Origin of the sequence: Pontimicrobium aquaticum (assembly GCF_005047595.1) — a bacterium.
GTDB classification, from domain to species: Bacteria; Bacteroidota; Bacteroidia; order Flavobacteriales; family Flavobacteriaceae; genus Pontimicrobium; species Pontimicrobium aquaticum.
On the sequence record NZ_SUPL01000003.1, the window covers coordinates 61,669 to 84,406 of the forward strand.

Genomic DNA, 22,738 nt, shown 5'->3' on the forward strand with positions numbered 1-22,738 from the left:
TATGATTTATGTCATATGTCAAATTTGCAAATAGATAAATATTACTTAACTTTCACTTTTAAAATAAAAAACCCTTAACTATGAAAAAAATATCTGTTTTTGCACTCGCTTTTACGTTAGCATTTACAACCTCTTGTAAGTCTGACAAAAAAGAAACAAACACTACCGAAACAGAAGTAGAAAGCACTAATAATACAGAAAAAACAACTACTGAAAAGTCTTATGATGGTGGCGATGTATGGGTCAACCTTAATGCCAAAAGCGGTAGCTCAGTAAAAGGTACTGCTGTTTTTGAAAATAAAGGAGATAGTGTGAGCATGCTGCTAACTGTAAGCGGATTAGAACCAGGCGAACACGCTGTTCATTTACACGAAAAAAGTGATTGCTCTGCAGAAGATGGAACATCAACTGGTGGGCACTGGAATCCAACAGGTCAACCTCACGGAAAATGGGGAGCTGATGAAGGCTATCACAAAGGAGATATTGGTAACTTTACTGCAAGCGATAATGGAAAAGCAACCTTTACCTTTGCCACCGATGAGTGGTGTATTGGTTGTGGCGATGACACTAAAGATATTTTAGGAAAAGCTATTATAATACATCAAGGAACCGACGATTTTACTACACAACCAACTGGAGCTGCTGGAGGCAGAATAAGCTGTGGTGGTGTAATTCAATAAAGAAAGTGAAACTCATTTAAAAAAAGCTGCTAACGCAGCTTTTTTTTGCCATATAATTAATAATAACAAGCATAATATCTGTTCTTAGAATTTATAAATAACACTACCTTTCACAAAAAATGGGGTTCCTGGTGTAAAGTGTATTTCTTCTACAGGGTTTGGCTCACTTTGTAAACGTGATTCGGTAGCAAATTGTGTTTCGTTCCACTCAACATCAAATAGGTTTTCAATGGCAAGTCCTAATGTAACATTGTTATTGAGTTTAAAGTTCGCATTCAAATCGGTTACAAAATATCCTTCGGCAACAATCGAGTTATCTTCGTTTGCTGGTCTGTCATCTATATAACGGTAGCGTAATCCTGCCGAAAATCCGTTTAAATCGTTAATCGCCAAACCACCTGTTAAGGTAAAATCTGGTGCTAACGGAATATAATCTGCACCACTAGGTTCTTCAGTACTTCTAGCGTGTGTATAAGTCGCATCTGTATCAAAATACAACCAATCTGTAAACTGGTAACGCACACCTAAATCAATACCTAAACGCTCTGATTTTCCACTTGGCTCTACAATACCTGCATCGCCAACATACACAAACTCTTGTTCTAAAAACAAATACCATAAGGCAGAGTTAACCACCATTTTTGGTGTAGGCTTCCAAACAAGTCCAAAATCGCTTCCATACGCTTTTGGTAAAATATCTTTAGCATTTTGTTGCACCACTACTCTACTATCGTTGGAGTGGAATCCAATACCTGACTTTAAAAACCACTGTAAATTTTTAGTCTGATTGAAAAACACATTCAGCTTTGGGCTTAAAGTTGTTTTAGTTTCTGCTTGTGTTTCGTACGATGTTACCAAATCATCATTGTACATAAATTTAAAATAGTCTAATCTTAACGCTGGGGATATGACGAATTTACCTAATTCAAAATCGGCATTTAAAAATCCAAACATATTAGTTTGGTTTACATTACCTAAAGCCAAATAATTTAAGGTTTCGTTTCGGTTTAAGGTATGCGACAATTCTACATCGTTTACTACATCATGACGCAAGCCAAACCCTGAACTTAATGTTGTTTCAACATCTCCAACAAAGGTATCTTTAATAAACTTGGTGTTTAACCCAAAAATGCTTCGTGACTCATGTTGCTTAATTTGGTCACCATTGGTTGAATCATCCAAAAAGAAGGTGAAATTTGAGTACAGTTCAAAATCGTACTTTGTATAAAACACATTAGATTTAAACTGTAAATCGTCTTTTAAAATAGCATCATAGCTTAAGTTAACGTTACTTCTAGAAGTGGTTCCACCTTCGGTATCGTCTATAGCACCAAAACGAGAAATTAAACCACCATCTACAGCACGCTGCGGAATTTGTCCTGACGCATCCCAGCGACTTGTAAAATGCGATACAGATAGCGATAACCTATCATTACCTTGTAAGTACGTGTTGTATTTTCCGAAGATGTTTAGACGATTAAAATTTTGAGGCGAATCGTAAGGACCATCAAACTGTATATGCTCTAAGGCAACATAGGCATTGGAGTTTTTACTATTATTTAGCAAGTCGAACATACCAAGGGTTCGCATAGAATTAAATTGGCCTAAGCTAAAGCTTACTTTACTGTTTTTTAAATGATCTTTTGTATTAAAATCTACATAACCTGCGGTATTAAAATCGCCTTTGTTAGCATAATAAGGTCCTTTACCAAAATTGATGTTATTGATGGTTTCTGGAATTACAAAATGCAAATCGCTATACCCTTGACCATGAGCATGCGAGACCATATTTACTGACATTCCATCAACTACTAAACTTACATCTGTTCCGTGATCTATATCGAACCCTCTTAAAAATATTTGTTCGGCTTTTCCTCCTCCAGCATGCTGACCAATAATTAAACCAGGTACTTTACGCAATACTTCTTGCGAAGAGTTTACTGGGCTTGTTTCTAAATCTACTTTAGCTACACTATTCAAGGCATTAACTTGTTCGGTAATTACTAATTCATCTAATAAAATTGACTTAGCTATTAAAGTAACTTTTAGTTCTTCTTTTAAATGTTTATCTGTTACTACAACTATAGCTTTTTCATACCCTAATAAGCCAATGTTTAAGGTATCACCAATACTGTTGTTTTCGAGTATAAAAGTTCCGTTAGACAGGGTATGTGCGTGACTTGAAGAGTTCGTATTATATACATACACATGCTCTATTGGTTGTCCGTTTTGATTACTTACTACACCTTTAATATTTTGAGCAAACAAAATAGGACTTAAAAAAAATAGAATAATAAAGTTTTTAAAAAATTTATACGTTGGTGGCATAATTGGTTGGTAAGTTGTTAGATAAACTTGTTTTTTGATCACTAATTATTGGTAATTCAAAAATATTTCTCCTTAATAAATACTTTGTTATGCTTAACGCTTTTTTAACATTTCTCAATTAACAAACCCTATAAATAACCATTTTAGCACAACATCGTTTTGGATGAACAAAGCTGTTCTCTACCAACTTTTTAAAATTGAACATACTTTTAGATTTTAAATATATCTTTACAACAACAAAAAGAATGCTATATGAATCCTTCGGCAAGTGGATGGATAAAAAAACTTACTAAAGAATTATCTAAAAATCAGGAGTTTTTAAATCAATCTGAATCATCCTTTTACGATAGGCTAAAACACTCAGGGTTTATTTATGGTAATAGTAAAGCCTCTATTGCTTATTTTATTGATGCTGAAGATTTGTCGGAAGAAGAAATGAGTAAAATAAATTTATTTCTCGCTTTATATTTTGCGCACTCTAATTCCAATAACAACTTAAAATTTCTTGATAGTATTATTGCCTTTTACAAGCAAATAGATGTTTACAAGTCATCCTTTTTTAATGATTTATTTTCGAGTAAAATCTCAAATGGGTTGCTTGAAAAAATTATTCATAAACGTGTACAAATAGATGATAACGTTTTAATAAAAAACTTTAATTACTTTGTTATTAACGCTTTACTTTATGTAGATATACTTGCCTATAAAGAATATTTAGTAAAAAATACAATCTCGAGTAGTTATATAAAAAAGCTAGAAGCGTCTATTGAAAAAATCGTGTTGGATGTTTTAAATTCTAAAGTTGTAAAAACTAAATATGACAAGAGTTTAATTAAGCTATTTGAATCATCGATGCGTTATCAAGATAATGCATACATTACCCATAGTGAAGCTATGGCTAACTTAGTAACGAATCATGAAAAATGGTATTTATTTGATATTGCATGCATGTCCACATGGAGCGACAAGGTTATAGATAAAAACGAACAAATTTTTCTGCACAAAATTGGCAAGGAATTACATTTACCAGAAACTACAATCACCAACTCCATAAACTCAGTAAACTCTTTTTACACTAAACATAAAGACAATATAGACTTGCTAAGTTCTAGAAACATTGTAGAGAATTTCTACGACAATTCAAGTAAAATGGTTTCTAAACTTATTTCACGAAATAAAAAACGTCTAAAAAAAGAGCTAGTACAAAGCAAAGAACTTGTTAGACTTATTGGTCAATCAACTATCAGGGATTTAAGTAAAAAAGAACAAAAACAATTACAAGAACAACTAATAGATATTATAAAATCTATACCTAGTTTAGCCATCTTTATGTTACCTGGAGGCGCTTTATTATTGCCTTTATTTATAAAGTTTATTCCAAAGCTTTTGCCTTCAGCTTTTGATGATAACAGAATTGACGAATCATAATTTATAAACATAAAACACTTACCTTTACTATATGGGACTTACAAACAACGACATTTTTAAAAAACTACGAGTTGCACATAAATTACGCGACGACGATATTGTAAAAATCTGCGCTTTAAAAGATTTTAAAGTCACTAAAAGTGAATTAGGAGCCATTTTTAGAAATGAAAACCACCCAAAATATATGGAGTGTGGCGATCAGTTTTTACGTAATTTCCTTGATGGACTCATCATTCATTTGCGCGGTCCAATGCCTCCTAAAGATAACAAGAAGCCTAATAACTAACATCATAACAAAATGAGTGACTCCTCAAAAGCTTTTGAAACGCTTGATCCTCAAGACTGGGAACAATCAAAAGCCTTAATGCATCAAATGGTTGAAGATGCTTTTGATTATGTAAAAAACATAAGAGATCGTAAAATTTGGCAAGAAATGCCAGAAGATGTTCTTAAAACTTTTAATTCTAAATTACCTCAACAGCCAAGTGATGCAGAAACGGTTTACCAAGAACTTCAACAAAATGTATTGCCATACCCAATGGGAAATGTACATCCTCGTTTTTGGGCTTGGTATATGGGAAACGGTACCATTTCAGGTGTTATGGGCGATTTTTGGGCGTCTATTATCAACCCAAACTTAGGAGGTGGTAATCACGCGGGACACAAAGTAGAAGAACAGGTTGTAAATTGGATTAAAGAGATTATTGAGTTCCCACAAACCTCAAGTGGTCTTTTAGTTAGTGGTGGTTCTATGGCTAATTATGCAGCTTTAGCAGTAGCAAGAAATGTAAAAGCAGGTTACGATATTCGTAAAGAAGGATTAAAAGAAAACAACTTAGTATTTTATGCCTCAACCGAAATACACAGTTGCAACACCAAAGCTGTTGAGCTCTTAGGTTTAGGAACTAAAGGACTCAAAAAAATTGCTGTTAATGACGATTACACCATTAACATAGAGTCACTAAAAAAACAAATAGCTCAAGATAAAGCAAGTGGCTTACAACCTATTTGTATTATTGGCACCTCAGGAACTGTAAATACAGGTGCTATTGACGATTTAAATGCTATTGCAGATATATGCGAACAAGAAAACCTTTGGTTTCATGTAGATGGTGCTATTGGTGCCATTGCCATGTTGTCCAACACTCTTAAACCTCAACTTAAAGGTATAGAACGTGCCGACTCTGTAGCATTAGATTTACACAAATGGCTACACATGCCTTTTGAAGCTGGCTGTGTAATCATCAAAGACAACAACAGCCATAAAAAAACCTTTTCGTTAATTCCTGAGTATTTAGAAAAAAATACACGTGGTTTAGCATCAGGAGAAAATTGGTTTAGCGAATATGGCTTACAACTTTCCAGACGCTTTAGAGCCTTAAAAGTTTGGATGTCATTAAAAGAACATGGCAGCAAACGTTTTGGCAGAATGATAACGCGTAATGTAGAGCAAGCCTTTTATTTAGGTGATTTAGTTAATAACCATAACGACTTAGAACTCCTCGCACCTATTGGTATGGACATTGTCTGTTTTAGGTATAATCCAGGAGAGAAATCTTTAGACGAATTAAACGCCATTAATAAAGAAATAAAATTACAAATAGAAGAACAAGCCATAGCCTTACCAGGATATACCACATTGAATGGCGCATACTGTATTCGTTGTGCCATTTCTAGCCATCGCGTCACTAATAACGATTTTGATGTGCTTATAGAACATGTTTTAAGGATTGGAAAACAGTTAACATAATAAGCTTATACTGTTACCCCAAAATATTAACCATTAAAACAATATATCTGTTGTTATATAACGAGTTACCACACATTTAAGAGCAACATTGAAAGATTGGAAAGACATAGAATGGATATTTGAAAAGGATGGAGCCTTAAGAGATATTTATGTTCAAAACGCAACAATTTCGGATTGGAAAAAAGTGGTTAATTTATTGAATTCTGATTACAAATTAACTTTTGGAGCTTGTGAAGATAATTTGACCAATAAAATTGACTTTGAATATGTGGAGAAAATGTTTGCGGACGAAACAGGTGAGTTAGAAAGAAAATCTGCAACAATTGATTTGAATGGAATTATTGTTAAGTCCTACTTTTTTCTTGAAGACCAAATCGAGTTTGATTTATGGCCAGAAGATATAAAAACTGAAAACGAGCTAAATTTCGTTTTGAATTTTTTGTCATCATTAAGTTCTAAATTAAAGAAAGAAGTAACTCTTTGTGGAGAAAATCAACCTGAATTTCCATTAATAAAAATTGACACTAAAAACGAAATTGAAAAAATTCTGACTGAAAAAGATGCTGAAAACTTGTGGAAAAAATCAGACCAAAATGTAAACAGATTCACAAAGCTGAAGTCAAAAATAATAATGAAATTCTTTCCGAAATTGTTTGAGAAGAAAGTACTTGAAAGTGCGAATGGAGAATATAAATCAACACCAAAAGAAAAAAACGTGCGGTAACAATGTATATAAAAAATAGGCGAAGTAGTGCTAAATATCAGGTTTATGGCTCTTATCAAACTTTGTGCTTAACCGAAAATTTTGAGCTTCGAACCGCCTACTTTTCATATACTAACCGTTGCCTGAATTGAATAAATTTATGAATAATAAAAAATATATAACAAACGGCAAAGGACTTCCTAACTGGTCGAATCCCATTAGTCACGCAGTCGTTGTGAATAATATGTGTTTCGTGAGTGGTCAATTGTCTGTGAATATTGAAGGGAAATATATTTCTGGGACAATACTAGAAGAAGGAAATTTGGCATTCTCTAATTTTTTTTCCGCTATAAAAAACGCTGGATTTGAAAAAGAAGATATTGTTTTTATTGATATTGCTTTTGACAATCTGAAAGATTTACCTGAAATAAATAAATTATATATGGAATTATTTCCTGAGAATAAACGACCAGCCAGAACAATATATCAAGCAGAAGCCTTGCCATATGGTGGAAAAATTAAGATTACTGGTACAGCAGTAAAAGAATTAATCTGATAGAAGAATAAACAAAATATAAAAACCTACGCACAACAAAGAACTGAGTTAAAAAACAATGAAAATAAATAGACTTACTTATTTAGTAATCATATTGATAACCTTTAGCTCTTGCAATGAGAAGAAGACTGCATCAAACATAATACAAAATACAATACATACAATTGATACCATCGGGACGATTTATTATAAGCAAGACATGGCGAGGACTAATCCTCGAAATGTTAATGATACAATTTTTCGATATCGTGAAATGTACTTTAAGAGACTAATTTCCGATTCAATTGTTGGAGTAAAAGGGCACTGGTATATGTATGTAAATGATAAGGAGAATGTGTTTTACGAAGATATTTACGATGGGAATAAACTCATTAGAAAAAACAATCAAGATAGCATTATTCGCCTTTACGATTTAGACAAATATCCCGATTTTAAAAAAAACCACTTTTGGAGCCATAATACATTATACGGAAAGCAGTTTGAATTTAAATTTATGCTCAACAATATGGATTCCTACTCAACTAAAAGGTTAAATGACACAATTATTGATAATAAAAATTGTTATCAAGTTTTAATAGTACTAGAAGATAAAATGACTATGCCTGGATTTGCAACAAAACTTGAAGATGATAAAGGAAGCATATCTAAATCCATCTATTATATTGACAAGCAAACAAACTATCCCATAAGAATGAAAGAAGAGTTTTATTCTACTAACAATCCTGAGCAAAAAATGTTTTTTGACCAAACCTATTATGATATTGCATTCAATCTAAAGATAAATGAAGATAAACAATTTAACACCTCTCTTGAGTCAATTAAAGGATATAAAATAATAGAAATGAAACCAGAATAAATTCAGCATACAATACGTGACATAAAAATTGCTAGTATAGCCTTATTTACTAAAACACTTTTTAACTGTAACAATAATTGTAAATCTTGGTCTATATATATAAATCAATCAAAAAATTACACATGAAAATTTCAATCAATAAGTTATTTGTTCTCGTGTTTATACTACCGTTAGCTACTTTTTCGCAAGTAGAAGCCATTTTTAATGGCATCACCCTAAAAAACAGTACTGAACAGGTTATGCAGAAGCTGAGTCCTATTTCAGAAACTGTTAATTTAATTTCTCCTAAATCAGTTAGATTTCCTATAGCAAAAAACACCGAATCCCATATAATATGCACCAATATTAAAACTAACAACGTAATTATCGAAAAAGCTATATTCACTTTTGCCGATAACAAACTAAGCTATATTGAGGCAAGAGGCAATGTTATTGAGGTTTTTGAAAGCAACAGGCAAGATACTGCTAGAACTTATCTAGATTACAAAGCCTATGTAAAGGATAAGTTATTTTTAAATGAAAAGAAAGATATTGCTTGGATCTTAAATAATGAAGGTATGCATCTTAATCTGTTTACTTGGGAAAACCCTTATTTTAACGATGATTATAAAGTTAAAATAGATCTTTCAGGAAAAATTCCAGAGTTTATAAACATGGGAGCAACTATTGACGCTCTTAAACCAACTCTAGAAGCAAACAGTGCTTTTACCAATACTGAAAAATTAGATGGTAGCGACCCTAATGCACAAATACAAATAAATTGCTTTGGTGTGAACTATTTTGGGTTTCCAAGAAAGATAGAAGCGCGTTTTGGCGATAATCAATTAAATACTGTTTGGATACTAACCGCAAAAGGCGAAGAAGACAGAATACGACAAGAACTTATTAAACATTATGGCAAACCTATCTTTGTTAATGAGGCTTGGGAAATTTTTGATAACTGGAAAATTGGATTGCGTAAAGACAAACCAGAAGTTTTATTATTAACTCAAGAGCTTGGATTATTTTACAAAAAAGATTTTTTTAAGCAATAATTAGTTATTCCAACCATTCTTTAAAATCTTTTACACGCTCACGAGCTACAATAACATCCTGTTCATTATAATTGTTAAGTTTTATTTGTAGTCGCGAATTGGTATAACTCACCATGTCTTTTATAGCATTAATATTTACAAAGAATTTTCTATTAATTCTAAAAAACGTATGAGGTTCCAACTCATTTTCCAACTGCTCTAAAGTAGTGTCTAGTAAATAGTTTCTACCTTCAGAAGTAAAAACATAGGTACCTTTGTTTTCGCTATACACACACTCAATATCATCAACATTAATAAGTTTTAAATGCTGTCCTACTTTAACCGAAAAACGTTTTTTATAGTCGCGTTCTATTGGGTTTACTAGCAAATTTTTAATATCATTAAAATCTAGAGTTACGGCTTGTTGCTTAGGTAAACGTTCTTTAAATTTAGAGACTGACTTTGTTAAGTCGTCATCATCAATAGGCTTTAGCAAATAGTCTATACTGTTAAGTTTAAAGGCTTGTAAAGCATACTCATCGTAAGCAGTAGTAAAAATAACTGCCGACTGGATATCTATTTTTTCAAAAATTTCAAACGACAAGCCATCACTTAATTGAATATCTAAAAATATTAAATCTGGATGTGCATTGTTTTGAAACCAATCTATCGATTCTTCAACCGAATGCAGCATCACCTCAGCGGTAATATCTAAATTGTTCAACATACGTTGTAAGCGTCTTGCTGATGGTTTTTCGTCTTCTATAATTATTACTTGCATATTATATTACTTATTGAAATCGTTGGTACTCTTCTTTGTCTTTATCCATAAATTCTTTAATCTTTTTTTCTTCCCAGTTTTTTCCAAACATAAAGTTTGGCCCAAAAACACCTAGAAAATGAAACAGTAAACCTATTCCCCAAAAAAGAGGTGTTGCCCAAGTACCAAAATGCCACAAACCTTGTTCTGTATTTGATGATATAAGCACAATTAAAAATATATTTATAACCACATAAACTGCAAGATGCCAATAAAAACCAACTAATTTATCTAATTTCTTTTTTGCTCTTAAATAAGCATCTTCTTTTTCGAAATTATATTTTGACTGATTGTCATCATAAGGTTCTATATTGTATTTTTTCATGTTTTTTTAATTTAAATTATTTCTTTCTTCCTCTTGCATGAATTGTTTAATCTTTTGTTCTTCCCAATTATTTCCAAGTATAAAAGCCAATCCAAATATTGCAAAAGCATGTATAGCTAAACCTATTCCCCATAACATCCATAATCCAAAGGTATTCCAATCAAAAAATGCTTCTTGAAAAGATTCTCCATTTTGCATATTTCTAATAATTTTAACTGTTGAAATAACACTGTTAACAACAATAAATACAATGAGGTGAATGTAAAAATTCCTGAGTTTTTCAACTCTGCATTGAGCGTTTAAATAAGCTCTCTCTTTATCTGAATAATTCATAGCAGTCAAGTTTTAATTCCAACGATTTCTTTCTTCTTCTTGACGCATAAACTCTTCTATTTTCTTACGTTCCCAATTACGACCAAAAATACCATCATTTACATAGACTTTGTAAGCGTGAAATAGCAAGCCTATTCCCCAACCTAGCATTGGCCACCAAAACCATTGGTATTCCCAAAATGTCCAATAATTAACAAATACTAAAAACGGAATTACGATTACGTAAGATATTAGGCTATAATAAAATTCTTTTACTTCTTCAACATGTTTACGTGCACGCACATAACTGTCGTCAAATTGTTCTTTTGTTCTTGTTTTCATGACTGATATTTGCTTTGTAAGCATTGGTATTGCAACTGCAAAACTGTCTGCTTGCTGATTGATGTTTACTTTTTTATCGGTTAATAAATTGTAACGTTGACGAATATTATCTAGTCCAACACCACTACTCTTTTTTACTATTTGTTTTGGTTGTAAATTATTTTCGACAACTAACAACCCATTAGATTCAAAAATTTTAATATGTAATGGTTTACTACTTGTTACCATGTTATGCTTTACTGCGTTTTCTAACAGTAACTGTAAAGACAATGGCACTACTTTGGCTTCAGGGTTTAAGGCTTTTTCAGGAATTTCAAAAACAATACTGTCTTCAAAACGCATTTTTAACAAAGACATGTAGGTTTTTGCAAACTCTAATTCTTCATCAACCGTTACTAAAGCTTTATTTTTTTGCTCTAATACGTAACGATATACTTTCGACAACGAGGTTGTAAACTTTTGTGCATTTTCTGGGTTCTCATCAATTAAACTCGTTAACACATTTAAACTATTAAATAAAAAATGAGGGTCTAATTGATTCTTTAAAGCATCAAATTTTGCGCTTGCGGTTCCTGCAATAACCTTTTGCTCTTTTATTTTATTTTTTTGTAGTTGTTGATAGAAATAAAATGCGTGAAAAAATAAAGATACTGCAATGGTTATAATTAAAGCTGTATAATAAAATGATAAGCTTTCAGTTTCTATAAAAGTTTCATAACTAACCTCTTCTAACACCATTCTGTGAAACATTCTAATTAAAAAAACTGTTCCAATAGTTAAAACAATAGAGCCAAAAAACCCAATAGCAAGTCGGTATTTTTTGTACCTGTCCCAAACCACACGTTCATTTAAATAGTCAAAAAATGAAGCGTTTACAAGCGTTAAAGGAAAACTATACAAAACATAATAACCAAAAACTTTAACTAAATGCATATTATACACCACTTCTTTGTTTGATACATAATCAAAGACAATGTCAATAACAAATAGTATAAATGCAATTATTAAACTTATGGAAACTAATTTTATAAACGTTTTCATTCTTAAATATTATTTTTTACAACTGTTTAGAACCTGTTCAGCTCTTTCTTTTCCCCAATTTGGGTGAAATGGAGTTTCTGGTTTAAAGTTAGCAAAAAGTTCTAAGGCTCTTTCAAAATCTTTACAAAATGGTGCTGTATCTTGACCAAAAAATTGTGCAGCTCCCATATTCCATTCGGCTTTATTTAATACTACTCTTGGATTGTTAGAATCTATTTTTGCAGCTTGTTCATACAAAGCTGCTATTTTTGGTGATAACTGCATACCATAAGTTGCACCATCGTAAACAACCCAAACAGTATGCAATAAAGCTTGCATTATTATTATCTCTGGATTATTTTTAGAAATCGCTGTGGCATCATTAATTAAATCTTGAGCCTTTTTAAGGTGCGAGTCTAACTTATCTTTATCTTTTATTTCAAAGCCTTGTAAAATTAATACTTGAGCTGCATAATATGGTGGCAACCAATTATCTTTTTCAGCAGCAGCGATACGTTCAAATAAATTGGACGCTTCAGTTGGGTTTGTTCCCCATAATTCAAAGGCTTTTTGCATACCCTTCTCGTAATTTGATTGTGCAGTTATAATTCCTGAAATTATAAGTGCAATTAATAGTGCTAGTTTTTGCATGATTGTTCATATTTTAATTATGATACAAATGTCTATGGTTTCATCTCTTATTTAAAAATAGATTTACCGAATTGTAAAAATTATATGATGAATTGTATTACTTTAAAAAATCACGTCAAAAAACAGTAACTTTATAAGCCTTTACCATACTAACCTTTGTATAACATTAAATCAACCACAATGAAAAAGTTATTCCTTTTAGTATTTAGCATCTGTACTATTCTTCCTGTTTTAAGTCAAACAGATAACCGTTTAAAAAATATTGATAGTGAATTAAATAAAGTTTTAGAAGCAACTAAAACTCCAGGATTTGCCGTTGCAGTTGTTGAAGGCGATAATGTTATTTATGCTAAAGGGTTTGGTTATAGAGATTATGCAAATAAAATCCCAGTAGATGCTAATACACTATTTGCAATTGGGTCTTCTACAAAAGCTTTTACTTCTGCTATTTTAGGAAAGCTACGTGCTGAAGACAAATTATCATTTGATGATAGTCCACTAGATTATATTCCAGATTTAAAGTTTTATAATAATGATATGAACAACAACATCATTATTAAAGATTTAATGCGCCATAGTACAGGGTTACCGAGGCATGATTTATCATGGTATTATTTTCCAACACATAGTAAAGACAGTTTAATTAAGCGTGTACAATACCAAGAACCCTTTACAGGTGTAAGGCAGCAATGGTATTACAACAATTTTATGTTTTTAGCACAAGGTGTTATTGCCGAAAAAATCACAGGCAAAAGCTGGGAGGATAACATAAGTGATATGTTTTTTAAGCCCTTAGGAATGTCGAGATCTAACTCAACCATAGCCGAAATGAAATCTGCCAGCAATGCAGCCTATGGTTACGAACTCAAAAAAGGTGATGTAATTAGTAAAATGGATTATTATGATATTGCAGGAATGTCTCCAGCAGGAAGTATTAACAGTAGTGTTAATGATATGTCTAAATGGTTAATTACATGGATTAACAAAGGTAAATTTAACGATACAGAAATAATTCCTGAAGCTTATATAACCGAAGCTATGAGTTCTCAAATGGTTATTAATGGAACTTTACCTGACGAAGAACTACCTGATATGCACTTTGCAAATTATGGTTATGGTTGGATGCTGCAATCGTATCGTGGGCATTATCGTGTAGAACATGGCGGAAACATTGATGGTTTTTCGGCAAGCGTTGCCTTTTTTCCAACCGATAAAATAGGAATTGTTGTATTAACCAACCAAAATGGGTCAGCTGCAACAGGTCTAGTAAGAAATACTATAGCAGATAGAATGCTTGGTGGAAAAACAACCGATTGGGTAAAACGTTTTACCGATTCTCAAGAAAAAAACAAGAAGGCTCAGGAAGAAGCCGAAGATAATTCATCTAGCTCAAAAGTGGCAAATACAAAGCCTTCGCACGCTAAATTAGATTACACAGGAACATATTCAAATCCTGGTTATGGTAAGTTAGATATTATCGTTGAAAATGATTCACTTTTTACAATACTGAATAACAACAAACAATATGTAAACCATTATCATTATGATACTTTTGAGTTAATTGATATTGTTGATAATAAATTAGACACTACTCAAATTGGAAATGCTTTAAAAATAACTTTTAAGACCAATGATACTGGCGATATTTCAGGAGCTACTTTTAAAACTGAACCAACACTAGATGCAATTATGTTTAAACGCACGCCTAACACAATAGAGGTATCGCTAGAAGACTTAAACAAATACGTTGGTGATTTTGAGTTAGCTGGAATGATATTAAAAGTATATGTAAAAAATGAAAGCCTATACTTTTTTGTTCCTGGTCAACCAGAATACGAACTTGTTGCCACTGCAGAACACAAATTTAATTTCAAGATCGTAGATGGCTTTAAGATAGAATTCTTAAAAAATGGTGATAATGACTTTGATTCGATTAAAGTCATTCAACCTCAAGGTAACTTTATAGCTAAACGTAAAAAATAAATATTAAAATTTAAGAACACCTGTAAACAAAAGCTGGAGGTAAATTTATTGGTGTAAACCCCAGTTTTACTGAATCGAAAACCGATTTTAAGTACTTGTACTTATTAAGGCTGTACTGGTATTGAACAAAACTACCATCTGTTATTAAATATTCAGGTATTTTTTTAAACAAAATATCTAAATCTGCTTTAGGCAAAATAGCAAGGGGTAAGCTTGAAATTAAATAATCTACTTTTTCTATTTTCAGTTCTTGTAAAAGCAAATCAAATTCGATGGCTGAGTGATTATAGACTTCAAAGTTATTATAAATTTTAAATCTATCTTGGCAATGCTTCATAAAAGGGTCATTAATTTCTAATGAAATTAACCTCGAACTAGAAGGCATTTGCTTTAAAATTTGCTTTGTAATAGCACCATTTCCGCAGCCAAACTCTAAAATTATTTGATCTTCATCAAAGTTTATGTGTTTTATAATATTATTTGCTAAATACTTAGAACTAGGTGCAATAGCTCCAATATGCTTCATGGAATTAACAACTTCTTTTACAAATAATTTCATTTAAAACCTTTAATTCTTATTAAATAACATCAATAAGACGAGTAACTTTAATTAAAGTTACGAATATGACCATTATTTTATTCAAATCAAATAAATTAAAACGCTTAATCTAAAATTCTTTAACTTGCTCCAATAATCATTTTTCAAATGAAATTTTTACAAATCCTAGTTTTAATAGTTGTTTTTTCTGCATGCAATAACAAGAAAGACATAATAAGCGATAAATATCGTTCAGAAATAGATGTTTTTTTTGAAGCCAAAATGAAAGAAAGACAAGATGATTACCTTCAGTTAGTCGCTTTACACAAATTAAATTCCGGAAATAATACTTTAGGGAAAAGCAATATAAATGACTTAATATTAAATATTGAATCACTACCTGAAACTATAGGAAGCATAACTATACAAGGAGATTCACTTAGCTTTAACGCCAAAGAAAACATCATCGTTACATCTAACAATGACTCAATTATCACACGTATTCCCTTACTTCTAAACGAATATGGAAGCTCGCTAAAAATGCATCACAATGAGATAAGGTGGCAGGTTATAACACGTTCTGGTCAACATTATTTAAGAGTTTGGTATTCAAAAAATCCTGCGGTTAAAACATTTAAAGGGTTTAAAAAGTTCGATTTGAATAGTGATTACATTTTGGATGGTGAGTTTACCTATTTTGACAAAGAAAAGTCTGAAGTAGTAAAAGCGAAAGTTGATGGCAAACGTAGTATTAATTTTATTGGAAGTGTTAGTTTTACATACCAAGACAAAACATTTTCGCTAGATGTAAGTGCTGACGGTTTTACAATGGTAGGAGATATTACAAACGGAGACACTACCTATGGTGGTGGAAGGTATTTCTATCTAGATTTACCAAAAGAAAGCGGATTAATAAAGATTGACTTTAACAAACTTTATAATCCGCCTTGTGCTTTTAGTGAGTTTACAACCTGTTTATACCCTCCAAGACAAAATCAACTGCCTTTTAAAATATTAGCTGGTGAAACAATCAATCGTTTTTAATTTGCCAATACAAAATTAATAGGAAGGCTATAAGGAATAGTTACTGGTTTTCCTCGTTGTTTACCAGGCTCCATTTTTGGCACTAATCCTATAATTCTAGAAGCTTCTTTCTCTAAAATTTTATCAGGTCCTCTCACTTGAACATTTGCAACATAGCCTTTTGAGTCAATTACAAACATAACAAATACTTTGCCTCTAATTTGTAAATCTAGTGCTTGTTGAGGGTATTTAAAATTTTTATTTACATGCTTAACCATTTGGTCTTGAAAACACTTTTTTAATTCAGCATTATTTCCTGTACATCCAGGCCAAACTGGCACTTTTTCAACTACTGCAAAAGGAACACTAATATCCTCTTCTACTTCTTCAACATCAACATCACTTACTTCCACGCGATCTTCAATGGCTTCTTCCATATTTGTTTCAGTACTCTCAATAATGGTTTCTTCTATTTCCACAACATCCTCAACAACTTTAATAACTTCAGGAGTTGCCGCTGGTGGTGGAGGTGGTGGAGGTATATTAACATCAACTATTTCTATAATATCTTCATCCTCTAATTCTCCCATTTGAAGAATTTCTAAGGCTACATCTGGTTTGTCGTAGGTTTTATAATTTAACAGTCCTTTGGTAGTCAATAACATCAAACAAAGACCTATAGCAAAATATAAGCTACTATTTCTGTTTACATCCACATCTGGATTTTTCTTTACTTGCATGACTTTTAATTTTTATTATTAGAATATGTCATCAAATTACTATAAAAATTCATTAAAAAACATGACAAAAGTCAGTAAGCAACTAAATATTAAACAATTAAAAAGTTGACGCTTAACTTTAATTCTCTTACTTTAGTGAACAACTTAAAACCAACCAATAATGAAACAAATTTTTTCTCTATTTGTAATTGCATGTTTATCTCTTACAATTACAGCACAAAACCCTACAACAACAACCAAGGATATTGCTGATGTTATTAAAAAACACGGTTTAGAAAATAGTCAAGTTATGGATATTGCTAGTTACATTACCGATGTACTTGGGCAACGTCTTACTGGATCTACAGGGTTAAAAAACGCTAACGATTGGGCAAAAAATAAGCTAACAGATATGGGAATGAAAAATTCCCACTTACAACAATGGAACTCATTTGGTCGAGGTTGGGATATGACGCATTTTGAAATGCATGCCGAAACACCAACCTATTGGCCTATAATTGCTTATCCAAAAGCTTGGTCATCATCTTCTAAAGGATCTGGTGAAGTTATTTATTTAAATGCTACTACAATAGAAGAACTTAATAAGTACAAAGGAAAATTATCTGGGAAATTTGTAATGATTGAAGGTATTCGTGAGGTAAATGAGGCTTTTGAACCTACTGCTAAACGTCATGATACCGAAAGTTTACTAAACTTAGCCAATGCAACGCAACCTGTACCAAGAGAACGCAGACGTTTTGGAGGTAACTCAACCGCTGCTGAACTTAGAGCTGCTACATGGAAACTTCTAGAAGATGAAAAACCATTAGCTGTATTAGATAGAAGTCGTAAAGGCGATTTAGGAACTGTATTTGTTTCTGGAGCAAGAACAGCTGAAGGAAGCGCACGCGATAATGGAAAATATGTAGTACCACAAATAACAATGGCTATCGAGCATTATAACCGAATTTTCAGAATGTTAGAAAAAGGAATTCCAGTAAAACTAAGTGTAGATTCTCAATCAAAATACACAAATCCAGATGGTAATGAAAATAACGTAATTGCCGAAATTCCTGGAACCGATTTAAAAGATGAAGTAGTAATGTTTGGAGCCCATTACGATTCTTGGCATGCTGGAACTGGAGCCACAGATAATGGATCAGGATCTGCAGTAATGATGGAGGTAGCAAGAATTTTAATAGAAACCATTAAAGAAACTGGTATAAAACCTAGACGCACCTTACGTATAGCTCTTTGGTCTGGTGAAGAACAAGGATTACATGGTTCAAGAAATTATGTTGCTCAAACTTTTGCCAACACTGGCGAATCTAGTAGAAGCATAACCTCTTTAAAGCCTGCACAAAAGAAAATATCAGGGTATTTTAATATGGATAACGGAACAGGTAAATTAAGAGGTGTGTATTTACAAGGAAATCAGGCAGTTTCTCCAATCTTTAGAGAGTGGTTAAAACCATTTCACGACATGGGTGCTTCAACACTTAGTCTAAGCAATACTGGTGGAACAGACCATTTAGCATTCGATGCTGCAGGTATTCCAGGATTCCAATTCATTCAAGAACCTATTTCGTATTCTACAAAAACGCATCATTCTAATATGGATAACTTTGACCATCTAATAGCCGATGATTTAAAGCAAGCTGCAACAATTATTGCTTATTTTGTTTGGCAAACGTCTCAACGAGATGAAAAATTACCAAGAAAAGAAACTAATTTAAAATACAACTAATTTTATTTAAGCCTGCTTTTACCTTAAAGGTAAGCTTTTTTTAATCTCTATTTTATGAAACGATTTCTCGCTTTGTGTATGATATTTCTATCTGCATGCAATCAAGATACACAAAAAATCGAACAAGTCGAACTTCTATACGATTATGATGTTGAAAAACGATTAGAAGAATTAAACATTCAATTACGTGATATGCCAGCACCAGTAGCAAATTTTGTTCACGCAGTTAAAACTGGTAATTTAATTTTTATGGCTGGTAAAGGCCCTAGTAAACCAGAAGGAGGCTCTGTAAAAGGAAAAGTGGGTGTTGACTTAACCGTAGAAGAAGGTTATGAGGCTGCTAAACTAGTTGCCATTGCTCAACTATCTGTTTTAAAACAAGAAGTTGGCGATCTCAATAAAGTAGTACGTATTGTAAAAGTATTAGGCATGGTAAATGCTGATAGTTCGTTTACTCAACATCCAGCAGTTATTAATGGATTTTCAGATGTTATGGTGGACGTATTTGGCGAACGCGGTAAACATGCACGTGCTGCAGTAGGGATGGCATCATTACCTAGTAATATTGCGGTTGAAATTGAAATGATTGTAGAAGTTCAAGATTAATAATATGAAATTATTTATAAAACTAATTCTTGCTTCTTTTTTCCTAATTACTCTAGGGTGTGATAAAGAAATTGAAGAAAGTGTTATGAAAAGTGACCTTAAAAAAGATGTGGAAATGGTCACTGATATGGGTACAATTATAATACGCCTCTCTGATGAAACCCCTTTGCATCGTAATAACTTCATCAAATTAGTAAACGAAAAATATTATGACAGCATTGCATTTCATCGCATTATAGAAAACTTTGTTATTCAAGCAGGAAATCCCACAACAAAACCTAATAAAATTTATAGTAGTGGTGGCGATCCAGAATTAAACTATACAATTGAAGCCGAGATTAAACCAAATTTATTCCATAAACGAGGTGCACTAGTAGCTGCAAGATCTGGAGGTATTTCTAATCCTGATATTTTATCTAGTGGCTTACAGTTTTACATTGTACAAAGAGGCACTTATAACGATAGCACTTTAAATATTCAAGAAGAAAGAGTAAACAAGCAATTAGCTTATAATAAAGTAATAAATAGCTCTAAAATAAGAGCCGAAATAGACAATTACATAAAAATATCTGAAGAAATAAGCCAAAATATTAGCAAAGAGGATTCGTTAAAATTTGAAGCCATAACAAAGAAAATTGAGTTATTCAAAGTTGACTCATTAGCTGATATAGAGTTTAAAAATATGAATAAATACAAATACCCTGAAGATCATCGTGAAATATATAAAACTATAGGTGGAACGCCTCATTTAGATCAAAACTATACCGTTTTTGGTGAAGTTGTTAAAGGAATGAATGTGGTGGATAGTATTGCAAAAATAGAAGTTAGCAAAAATGGCAAACCAATAAAAGACTTATACATTAAATCTGCTAGAATGATAACACGTAAATCTTACCAATGATAGTAAAAGTAGCAGTAGTACAAGATACACCTGTATTTTTTGACAAGCAAGCAACGCTACAAAAAGTAGAAAGCATTACCACACAATATGCGCAACAAGGTTGTCATTTAATAGTCTTTCCTGAATCGTTTATTCCTGGATATCCTCGTGGTTTCTCCTTTGGCGCAACTATTGGTAACCGAACAGATAAAGGCAGACAACACTATGCCGATTATTATAACAACAGTATTGATTTAGAAAGTGACGATTTAAAGCGTTTAGAAACCTTAGCCAAAGAGCAACACATATATATTGTTATTGGCGTTACCGAAAAACAACAAACCAATGGAAGTTTATATTGCTCTATGCTCTATATATCTCCTACTAATGGTTTACTTGGTGTACACCGAAAAATTAAACCAACAGGAACTGAACGTTTAGTTTGGGCAGAAGCTGGAGCAGAATCATTAACAACCTTTGACACTAGAATTGGAAAATTAGGAGGACTCATTTGTTGGGAAAACTACATGCCTTTAGCACGAATGAGCATGTATTTAAAAGGTGTTGAAATTTATATAGCACCAACAGCCGATTCTAGAGAACAGTGGACAGCCACCATGCAACAAATTGCATTAGAAGGACGTTGTTTTGTACTAGGTTGCAATCAATTTATGACGACTTCAATGTATCCAGATAAGTATAAAGACGAAGTTGCTAACCAACCAAAAAACTTTTGTCCTGGTGGTAGTGTTATTGTATCTCCTTTAGGAAACATTATTGAAGGCCCTTTGTTTGATAAAGCTGGTGTATTGACAACTGAATTAGATTTAGAAGACATTAAACGTAGTAAGCTAGATTTTGATGTAATAGGTCATTACGCACGTAATGATATTTTTGACTTTGAAGTAAAGGGGCAACCAGATATTAAAAAGGAACAATAACCAACATAATTGATTTTGTAAAAAAACTGCTATTCTGGTTTAGTATCTGATATAAAACATAGAAACATTCCATATCAGAACATTGTAGGTGACTTTAAAAAATTAAAAACATCTATATATCTAGAAATTTAAATATATTTGCTGCATGAATTTGAAATTAGCTACAGAAATAGGTAAATGTTTATCAAACCAAACTAGGGTTCAAATTATGGAATGGCTAAAAGACCCTGAAAAGAATTTTCGTCAACACGAATCTTTAAGAAATTTTGATGATGGTGTTTGTGTAACTCACATTAAAGATAAATCTGGACTTTCACAATCAACAATTTCTACCTACCTAACAAATATGCAAAAATGCGGGTTACTTATTTTAACAAGACATGGAAAATGGAGCTATTTAAAAAGAAATGAAAAACTCATAAAAGAATATACAGATTTTTTAAAATAAAAAATTTTAAAGAATACATCGACATATTTGAATATAACGAAATAAATATTAAACCAATGAAAAAAATTTTAATAACTGGAGGGTTTGGAAAAATAGGAAAACACTTTATCCAAAACTACAATCATAAATATGAAATAACTGTTGCAGATATATCAACTAACAATAAGACCTTTACAAGCAACGTACAAATTCAACAAGTAAATTTGTTAGACTTTAAAGTTTGTCAAAAATTATGTGAAGGAATTGATACGGTAATTCACTTGGCTGGAATGGTTGACCCTATTTCTGAATCAAACGAAATTCTAGAGACGAACATTAAAATAACCCAAAATATTTTTAAAGCTGCTGTAAATTCAAAATGTAAAAGATTGATTTTTTCTAGTAGTGCTCAAACCATCGAAAGCTATCCAACAGATATTCAAGTAACCAAAAATATGGTTGTAAAACCCAAAAACATTTACGGAGTTTCAAAATGTTTCGGGGAAGCCTTGGCTGCCTATCATGCATTCAACAGTGAAATTTCAGCTATCTGCCTACGAATTGGAGCCTACGAATTTCCAAAAGACTTTACCGAAATGAACGCAAGGGATTTAAGTGCTTTTTTACATCCAAACGATTTTAATCAATTATTGATAGGATGCATCGAAACTGAAAATATACAGTATGAAGTTCTGAATGCGATTTCAAACAATAGATACAAACGATTGGATATATCTGAATCGATACAAAAAGTAGGATACCAACCAAAAGCAGATGCATTTAAGTTATTTAAACTTATTGAAGAATAAAACTGGCTACAACATAGGCTATAAGTAATGCGGGCTGAATCGCTAAAACCAAACTTTTTGCTTCTAGTCCGCTCGCAATTTGTATATTTAATCAAGAATTTAAAAAATATAAAAAAGGCTCGCTTAGGTCAGTGCTAAATTAAATAAACAGGCTTTTATCATCCGCACTACTCATAGCCAAAACCGTTGTGCATAATATTGATCTGTCCTGAATAAAAGGCTACATAATTTTAAACATTATGTGCTAAAACGACAAGGTCATCAGACGGTATTCAAAATCT

Annotated in this window: 24 protein-coding genes; 16 read left to right on the forward strand and 8 right to left on the reverse strand. The window is 32.1% G+C overall.

What is annotated here, in order from left to right; translation table 11 throughout:
* Window positions 1-80: 80 nt before the first annotated feature.
* Window positions 81-680 (forward strand): superoxide dismutase family protein, encoded by a 600-nt coding sequence (locus E5167_RS05870; protein WP_136842036.1) that lies wholly within the window; start codon window positions 81-83, stop codon window positions 678-680.
* An 84-nt stretch (window positions 681-764) separates the two neighbouring features.
* Here E5167_RS05870 and E5167_RS05875 read toward each other — a convergent pair whose 3' ends face one another.
* The gene (locus tag E5167_RS05875) at window positions 765-3,008 is read right to left on the reverse strand and encodes a TonB-dependent receptor (protein WP_136842039.1); all 2,244 of its coding nucleotides are present in this window, start codon (window positions 3,006-3,008) and stop codon (window positions 765-767) included.
* 252 nt (window positions 3,009-3,260) lie between these two features.
* On the opposite strand from E5167_RS05875, the gene E5167_RS05880 reads away from it, so the two are divergent.
* The 7 genes from E5167_RS05880 (at window position 3,261) to E5167_RS05910 (ending at window position 9,335) form a co-directional block, all read left to right on the forward strand.
* A complete protein-coding gene (locus E5167_RS05880) occupies window positions 3,261-4,436 on the forward strand; it encodes an LETM1-related biofilm-associated protein (RefSeq protein WP_136842042.1) in 1,176 nt (391 codons plus the stop codon).
* 31 nt (window positions 4,437-4,467) lie between these two features.
* Window positions 4,468-4,722 (forward strand): DUF1456 family protein, encoded by a 255-nt coding sequence (locus E5167_RS05885; RefSeq protein ID WP_136842044.1) that lies wholly within the window; start codon window positions 4,468-4,470, stop codon window positions 4,720-4,722.
* A gap of 12 nt (window positions 4,723-4,734) precedes the next feature.
* Window positions 4,735-6,186 (forward strand): pyridoxal phosphate-dependent decarboxylase family protein, encoded by a 1,452-nt coding sequence (locus E5167_RS05890; RefSeq protein WP_136842046.1) that lies wholly within the window; start codon window positions 4,735-4,737, stop codon window positions 6,184-6,186.
* A gap of 88 nt (window positions 6,187-6,274) precedes the next feature.
* The gene (locus E5167_RS05895; RefSeq protein WP_136842048.1) at window positions 6,275-6,910 is read left to right on the forward strand and encodes a hypothetical protein; all 636 of its coding nucleotides are present in this window, start codon (window positions 6,275-6,277) and stop codon (window positions 6,908-6,910) included.
* 139 nt (window positions 6,911-7,049) lie between these two features.
* Complete coding sequence (locus E5167_RS05900; RefSeq protein ID WP_136842050.1) at window positions 7,050-7,445, forward strand: RidA family protein; 396 nt, start codon at window positions 7,050-7,052, stop codon at window positions 7,443-7,445.
* A 199-nt stretch (window positions 7,446-7,644) separates the two neighbouring features.
* Complete coding sequence (locus tag E5167_RS05905) at window positions 7,645-8,301, forward strand: hypothetical protein (protein ID WP_211242134.1); 657 nt, start codon at window positions 7,645-7,647, stop codon at window positions 8,299-8,301.
* A 122-nt stretch (window positions 8,302-8,423) separates the two neighbouring features.
* Entirely contained in the window at window positions 8,424-9,335 is a 912-nt protein-coding gene (locus E5167_RS05910) for a hypothetical protein (protein ID WP_136842056.1), read from the forward strand.
* 4 nt (window positions 9,336-9,339) lie between these two features.
* Here E5167_RS05910 and E5167_RS05915 read toward each other — a convergent pair whose 3' ends face one another.
* From E5167_RS05915 to E5167_RS05935, 5 genes are read right to left on the reverse strand one after another with little or no spacing between them, the layout of a single operon-like run.
* Window positions 9,340-10,095 (reverse strand): LytR/AlgR family response regulator transcription factor, encoded by a 756-nt coding sequence (locus E5167_RS05915; protein ID WP_136842060.1) that lies wholly within the window; start codon window positions 10,093-10,095, stop codon window positions 9,340-9,342.
* Between the two features lie 10 nt (window positions 10,096-10,105).
* A complete protein-coding gene (locus E5167_RS05920) occupies window positions 10,106-10,459 on the reverse strand; it encodes a 2TM domain-containing protein (protein WP_136842064.1) in 354 nt (117 codons plus the stop codon).
* A gap of 6 nt (window positions 10,460-10,465) precedes the next feature.
* Window positions 10,466-10,792: a 2TM domain-containing protein gene (locus E5167_RS05925; protein ID WP_136842066.1), complete on the reverse strand. Its 327-nt coding sequence runs from the start codon at window positions 10,790-10,792 to the stop codon at window positions 10,466-10,468.
* Between the two features lie 12 nt (window positions 10,793-10,804).
* Window positions 10,805-12,154, reverse strand: coding sequence for a 2TM domain-containing protein (locus E5167_RS05930; protein ID WP_136842068.1), 1,350 nt, complete (start codon window positions 12,152-12,154; stop codon window positions 10,805-10,807).
* A 9-nt stretch (window positions 12,155-12,163) separates the two neighbouring features.
* On the reverse strand, window positions 12,164-12,784 hold the full coding sequence (locus E5167_RS05935) for a hypothetical protein (protein ID WP_136842070.1): 621 nt from the start codon (window positions 12,782-12,784) through the stop codon (window positions 12,164-12,166).
* Between the two features lie 180 nt (window positions 12,785-12,964).
* Between E5167_RS05935 and E5167_RS05940 the strand changes: the two genes are divergently transcribed.
* Window positions 12,965-14,767 (forward strand): serine hydrolase, encoded by a 1,803-nt coding sequence (locus E5167_RS05940; protein ID WP_136842073.1) that lies wholly within the window; start codon window positions 12,965-12,967, stop codon window positions 14,765-14,767.
* Window positions 14,768-14,777: 10 nt separating this feature from the next.
* On the opposite strand, the gene E5167_RS05945 is transcribed toward E5167_RS05940, so the two are convergent.
* Window positions 14,778-15,326 (reverse strand): class I SAM-dependent methyltransferase, encoded by a 549-nt coding sequence (locus E5167_RS05945; protein ID WP_136842075.1) that lies wholly within the window; start codon window positions 15,324-15,326, stop codon window positions 14,778-14,780.
* Window positions 15,327-15,473: 147 nt separating this feature from the next.
* Between E5167_RS05945 and E5167_RS05950 the strand changes: the two genes are divergently transcribed.
* Complete coding sequence (locus E5167_RS05950) at window positions 15,474-16,349, forward strand: DUF1684 domain-containing protein (RefSeq protein ID WP_136842078.1); 876 nt, start codon at window positions 15,474-15,476, stop codon at window positions 16,347-16,349.
* Here E5167_RS05950 and E5167_RS05955 read toward each other — a convergent pair.
* Entirely contained in the window at window positions 16,346-17,068 is a 723-nt protein-coding gene (locus E5167_RS05955) for an energy transducer TonB (protein ID WP_136842081.1), read from the reverse strand. The genes E5167_RS05950 and E5167_RS05955 overlap by 4 nt on opposite strands.
* A 160-nt stretch (window positions 17,069-17,228) precedes the next feature.
* Here E5167_RS05955 and E5167_RS05960 point away from each other — a divergent pair, with 160 nt between their 5' ends.
* From E5167_RS05960 to E5167_RS05985, 6 genes are all read left to right on the forward strand, one after another.
* On the forward strand, window positions 17,229-18,794 hold the full coding sequence (locus tag E5167_RS05960; protein WP_136842084.1) for a M28 family peptidase: 1,566 nt from the start codon (window positions 17,229-17,231) through the stop codon (window positions 18,792-18,794).
* Between the two features lie 54 nt (window positions 18,795-18,848).
* Window positions 18,849-19,400 (forward strand): RidA family protein, encoded by a 552-nt coding sequence (locus tag E5167_RS05965; RefSeq protein WP_136842086.1) that lies wholly within the window; start codon window positions 18,849-18,851, stop codon window positions 19,398-19,400.
* 4 nt (window positions 19,401-19,404) lie between these two features.
* On the forward strand, window positions 19,405-20,301 hold the full coding sequence (locus tag E5167_RS05970; RefSeq protein ID WP_136842089.1) for a peptidylprolyl isomerase: 897 nt from the start codon (window positions 19,405-19,407) through the stop codon (window positions 20,299-20,301).
* Window positions 20,298-21,221 carry a carbon-nitrogen hydrolase family protein gene (locus tag E5167_RS05975; RefSeq protein WP_136842092.1) on the forward strand — a complete coding sequence of 308 codons (924 nt, stop codon included), beginning with the start codon at window positions 20,298-20,300 and terminating at the stop codon, window positions 21,219-21,221. The genes E5167_RS05970 and E5167_RS05975 overlap by 4 nt, the downstream gene beginning before the upstream one ends.
* Before the next feature lie 145 nt (window positions 21,222-21,366).
* The gene (locus E5167_RS05980; RefSeq protein ID WP_136842095.1) at window positions 21,367-21,669 is read left to right on the forward strand and encodes an ArsR/SmtB family transcription factor; all 303 of its coding nucleotides are present in this window, start codon (window positions 21,367-21,369) and stop codon (window positions 21,667-21,669) included.
* A gap of 56 nt (window positions 21,670-21,725) precedes the next feature.
* Window positions 21,726-22,457 (forward strand): NAD-dependent epimerase/dehydratase family protein, encoded by a 732-nt coding sequence (locus E5167_RS05985; protein ID WP_136842098.1) that lies wholly within the window; start codon window positions 21,726-21,728, stop codon window positions 22,455-22,457.
* The last annotated feature ends 281 nt before the right edge of the window (window positions 22,458-22,738 follow it).

What these genes read in the sequence shown, in the direction of transcription:
- E5167_RS05870 (WP_136842036.1), top strand. Translation starts at nt 81, where the DNA reads ATGAAAAAAATATCTGTTTTTGCACTCGCTTTTACGTTAGCATTTACA.
- E5167_RS05875 (WP_136842039.1), bottom strand. Translation starts at nt 3,008, where the DNA reads ATGCCACCAACGTATAAATTTTTTAAAAACTTTATTATTCTATTTTTT.
- E5167_RS05880 (WP_136842042.1), top strand. Translation starts at nt 3,261, where the DNA reads ATGAATCCTTCGGCAAGTGGATGGATAAAAAAACTTACTAAAGAATTA.
- E5167_RS05885 (WP_136842044.1), top strand. Translation starts at nt 4,468, where the DNA reads ATGGGACTTACAAACAACGACATTTTTAAAAAACTACGAGTTGCACAT.
- E5167_RS05890 (WP_136842046.1), top strand. Translation starts at nt 4,735, where the DNA reads ATGAGTGACTCCTCAAAAGCTTTTGAAACGCTTGATCCTCAAGACTGG.
- E5167_RS05900 (WP_136842050.1), top strand. Translation starts at nt 7,050, where the DNA reads ATGAATAATAAAAAATATATAACAAACGGCAAAGGACTTCCTAACTGG.
- E5167_RS05905 (WP_211242134.1), top strand. Translation starts at nt 7,645, where the DNA reads ATGGCGAGGACTAATCCTCGAAATGTTAATGATACAATTTTTCGATAT.
- E5167_RS05910 (WP_136842056.1), top strand. Translation starts at nt 8,424, where the DNA reads ATGAAAATTTCAATCAATAAGTTATTTGTTCTCGTGTTTATACTACCG.
- E5167_RS05915 (WP_136842060.1), bottom strand. Translation starts at nt 10,095, where the DNA reads ATGCAAGTAATAATTATAGAAGACGAAAAACCATCAGCAAGACGCTTA.
- E5167_RS05920 (WP_136842064.1), bottom strand. Translation starts at nt 10,459, where the DNA reads ATGAAAAAATACAATATAGAACCTTATGATGACAATCAGTCAAAATAT.
- E5167_RS05925 (WP_136842066.1), bottom strand. Translation starts at nt 10,792, where the DNA reads ATGAATTATTCAGATAAAGAGAGAGCTTATTTAAACGCTCAATGCAGA.
- E5167_RS05930 (WP_136842068.1), bottom strand. Translation starts at nt 12,154, where the DNA reads ATGAAAACGTTTATAAAATTAGTTTCCATAAGTTTAATAATTGCATTT.
- E5167_RS05935 (WP_136842070.1), bottom strand. Translation starts at nt 12,784, where the DNA reads ATGCAAAAACTAGCACTATTAATTGCACTTATAATTTCAGGAATTATA.
- E5167_RS05940 (WP_136842073.1), top strand. Translation starts at nt 12,965, where the DNA reads ATGAAAAAGTTATTCCTTTTAGTATTTAGCATCTGTACTATTCTTCCT.
- E5167_RS05945 (WP_136842075.1), bottom strand. Translation starts at nt 15,326, where the DNA reads ATGAAATTATTTGTAAAAGAAGTTGTTAATTCCATGAAGCATATTGGA.
- E5167_RS05950 (WP_136842078.1), top strand. Translation starts at nt 15,474, where the DNA reads ATGAAATTTTTACAAATCCTAGTTTTAATAGTTGTTTTTTCTGCATGC.
- E5167_RS05955 (WP_136842081.1), bottom strand. Translation starts at nt 17,068, where the DNA reads ATGCAAGTAAAGAAAAATCCAGATGTGGATGTAAACAGAAATAGTAGC.
- E5167_RS05960 (WP_136842084.1), top strand. Translation starts at nt 17,229, where the DNA reads ATGAAACAAATTTTTTCTCTATTTGTAATTGCATGTTTATCTCTTACA.
- E5167_RS05965 (WP_136842086.1), top strand. Translation starts at nt 18,849, where the DNA reads ATGAAACGATTTCTCGCTTTGTGTATGATATTTCTATCTGCATGCAAT.
- E5167_RS05970 (WP_136842089.1), top strand. Translation starts at nt 19,405, where the DNA reads ATGAAATTATTTATAAAACTAATTCTTGCTTCTTTTTTCCTAATTACT.
- E5167_RS05975 (WP_136842092.1), top strand. Translation starts at nt 20,298, where the DNA reads ATGATAGTAAAAGTAGCAGTAGTACAAGATACACCTGTATTTTTTGAC.
- E5167_RS05980 (WP_136842095.1), top strand. Translation starts at nt 21,367, where the DNA reads ATGAATTTGAAATTAGCTACAGAAATAGGTAAATGTTTATCAAACCAA.
- E5167_RS05985 (WP_136842098.1), top strand. Translation starts at nt 21,726, where the DNA reads ATGAAAAAAATTTTAATAACTGGAGGGTTTGGAAAAATAGGAAAACAC.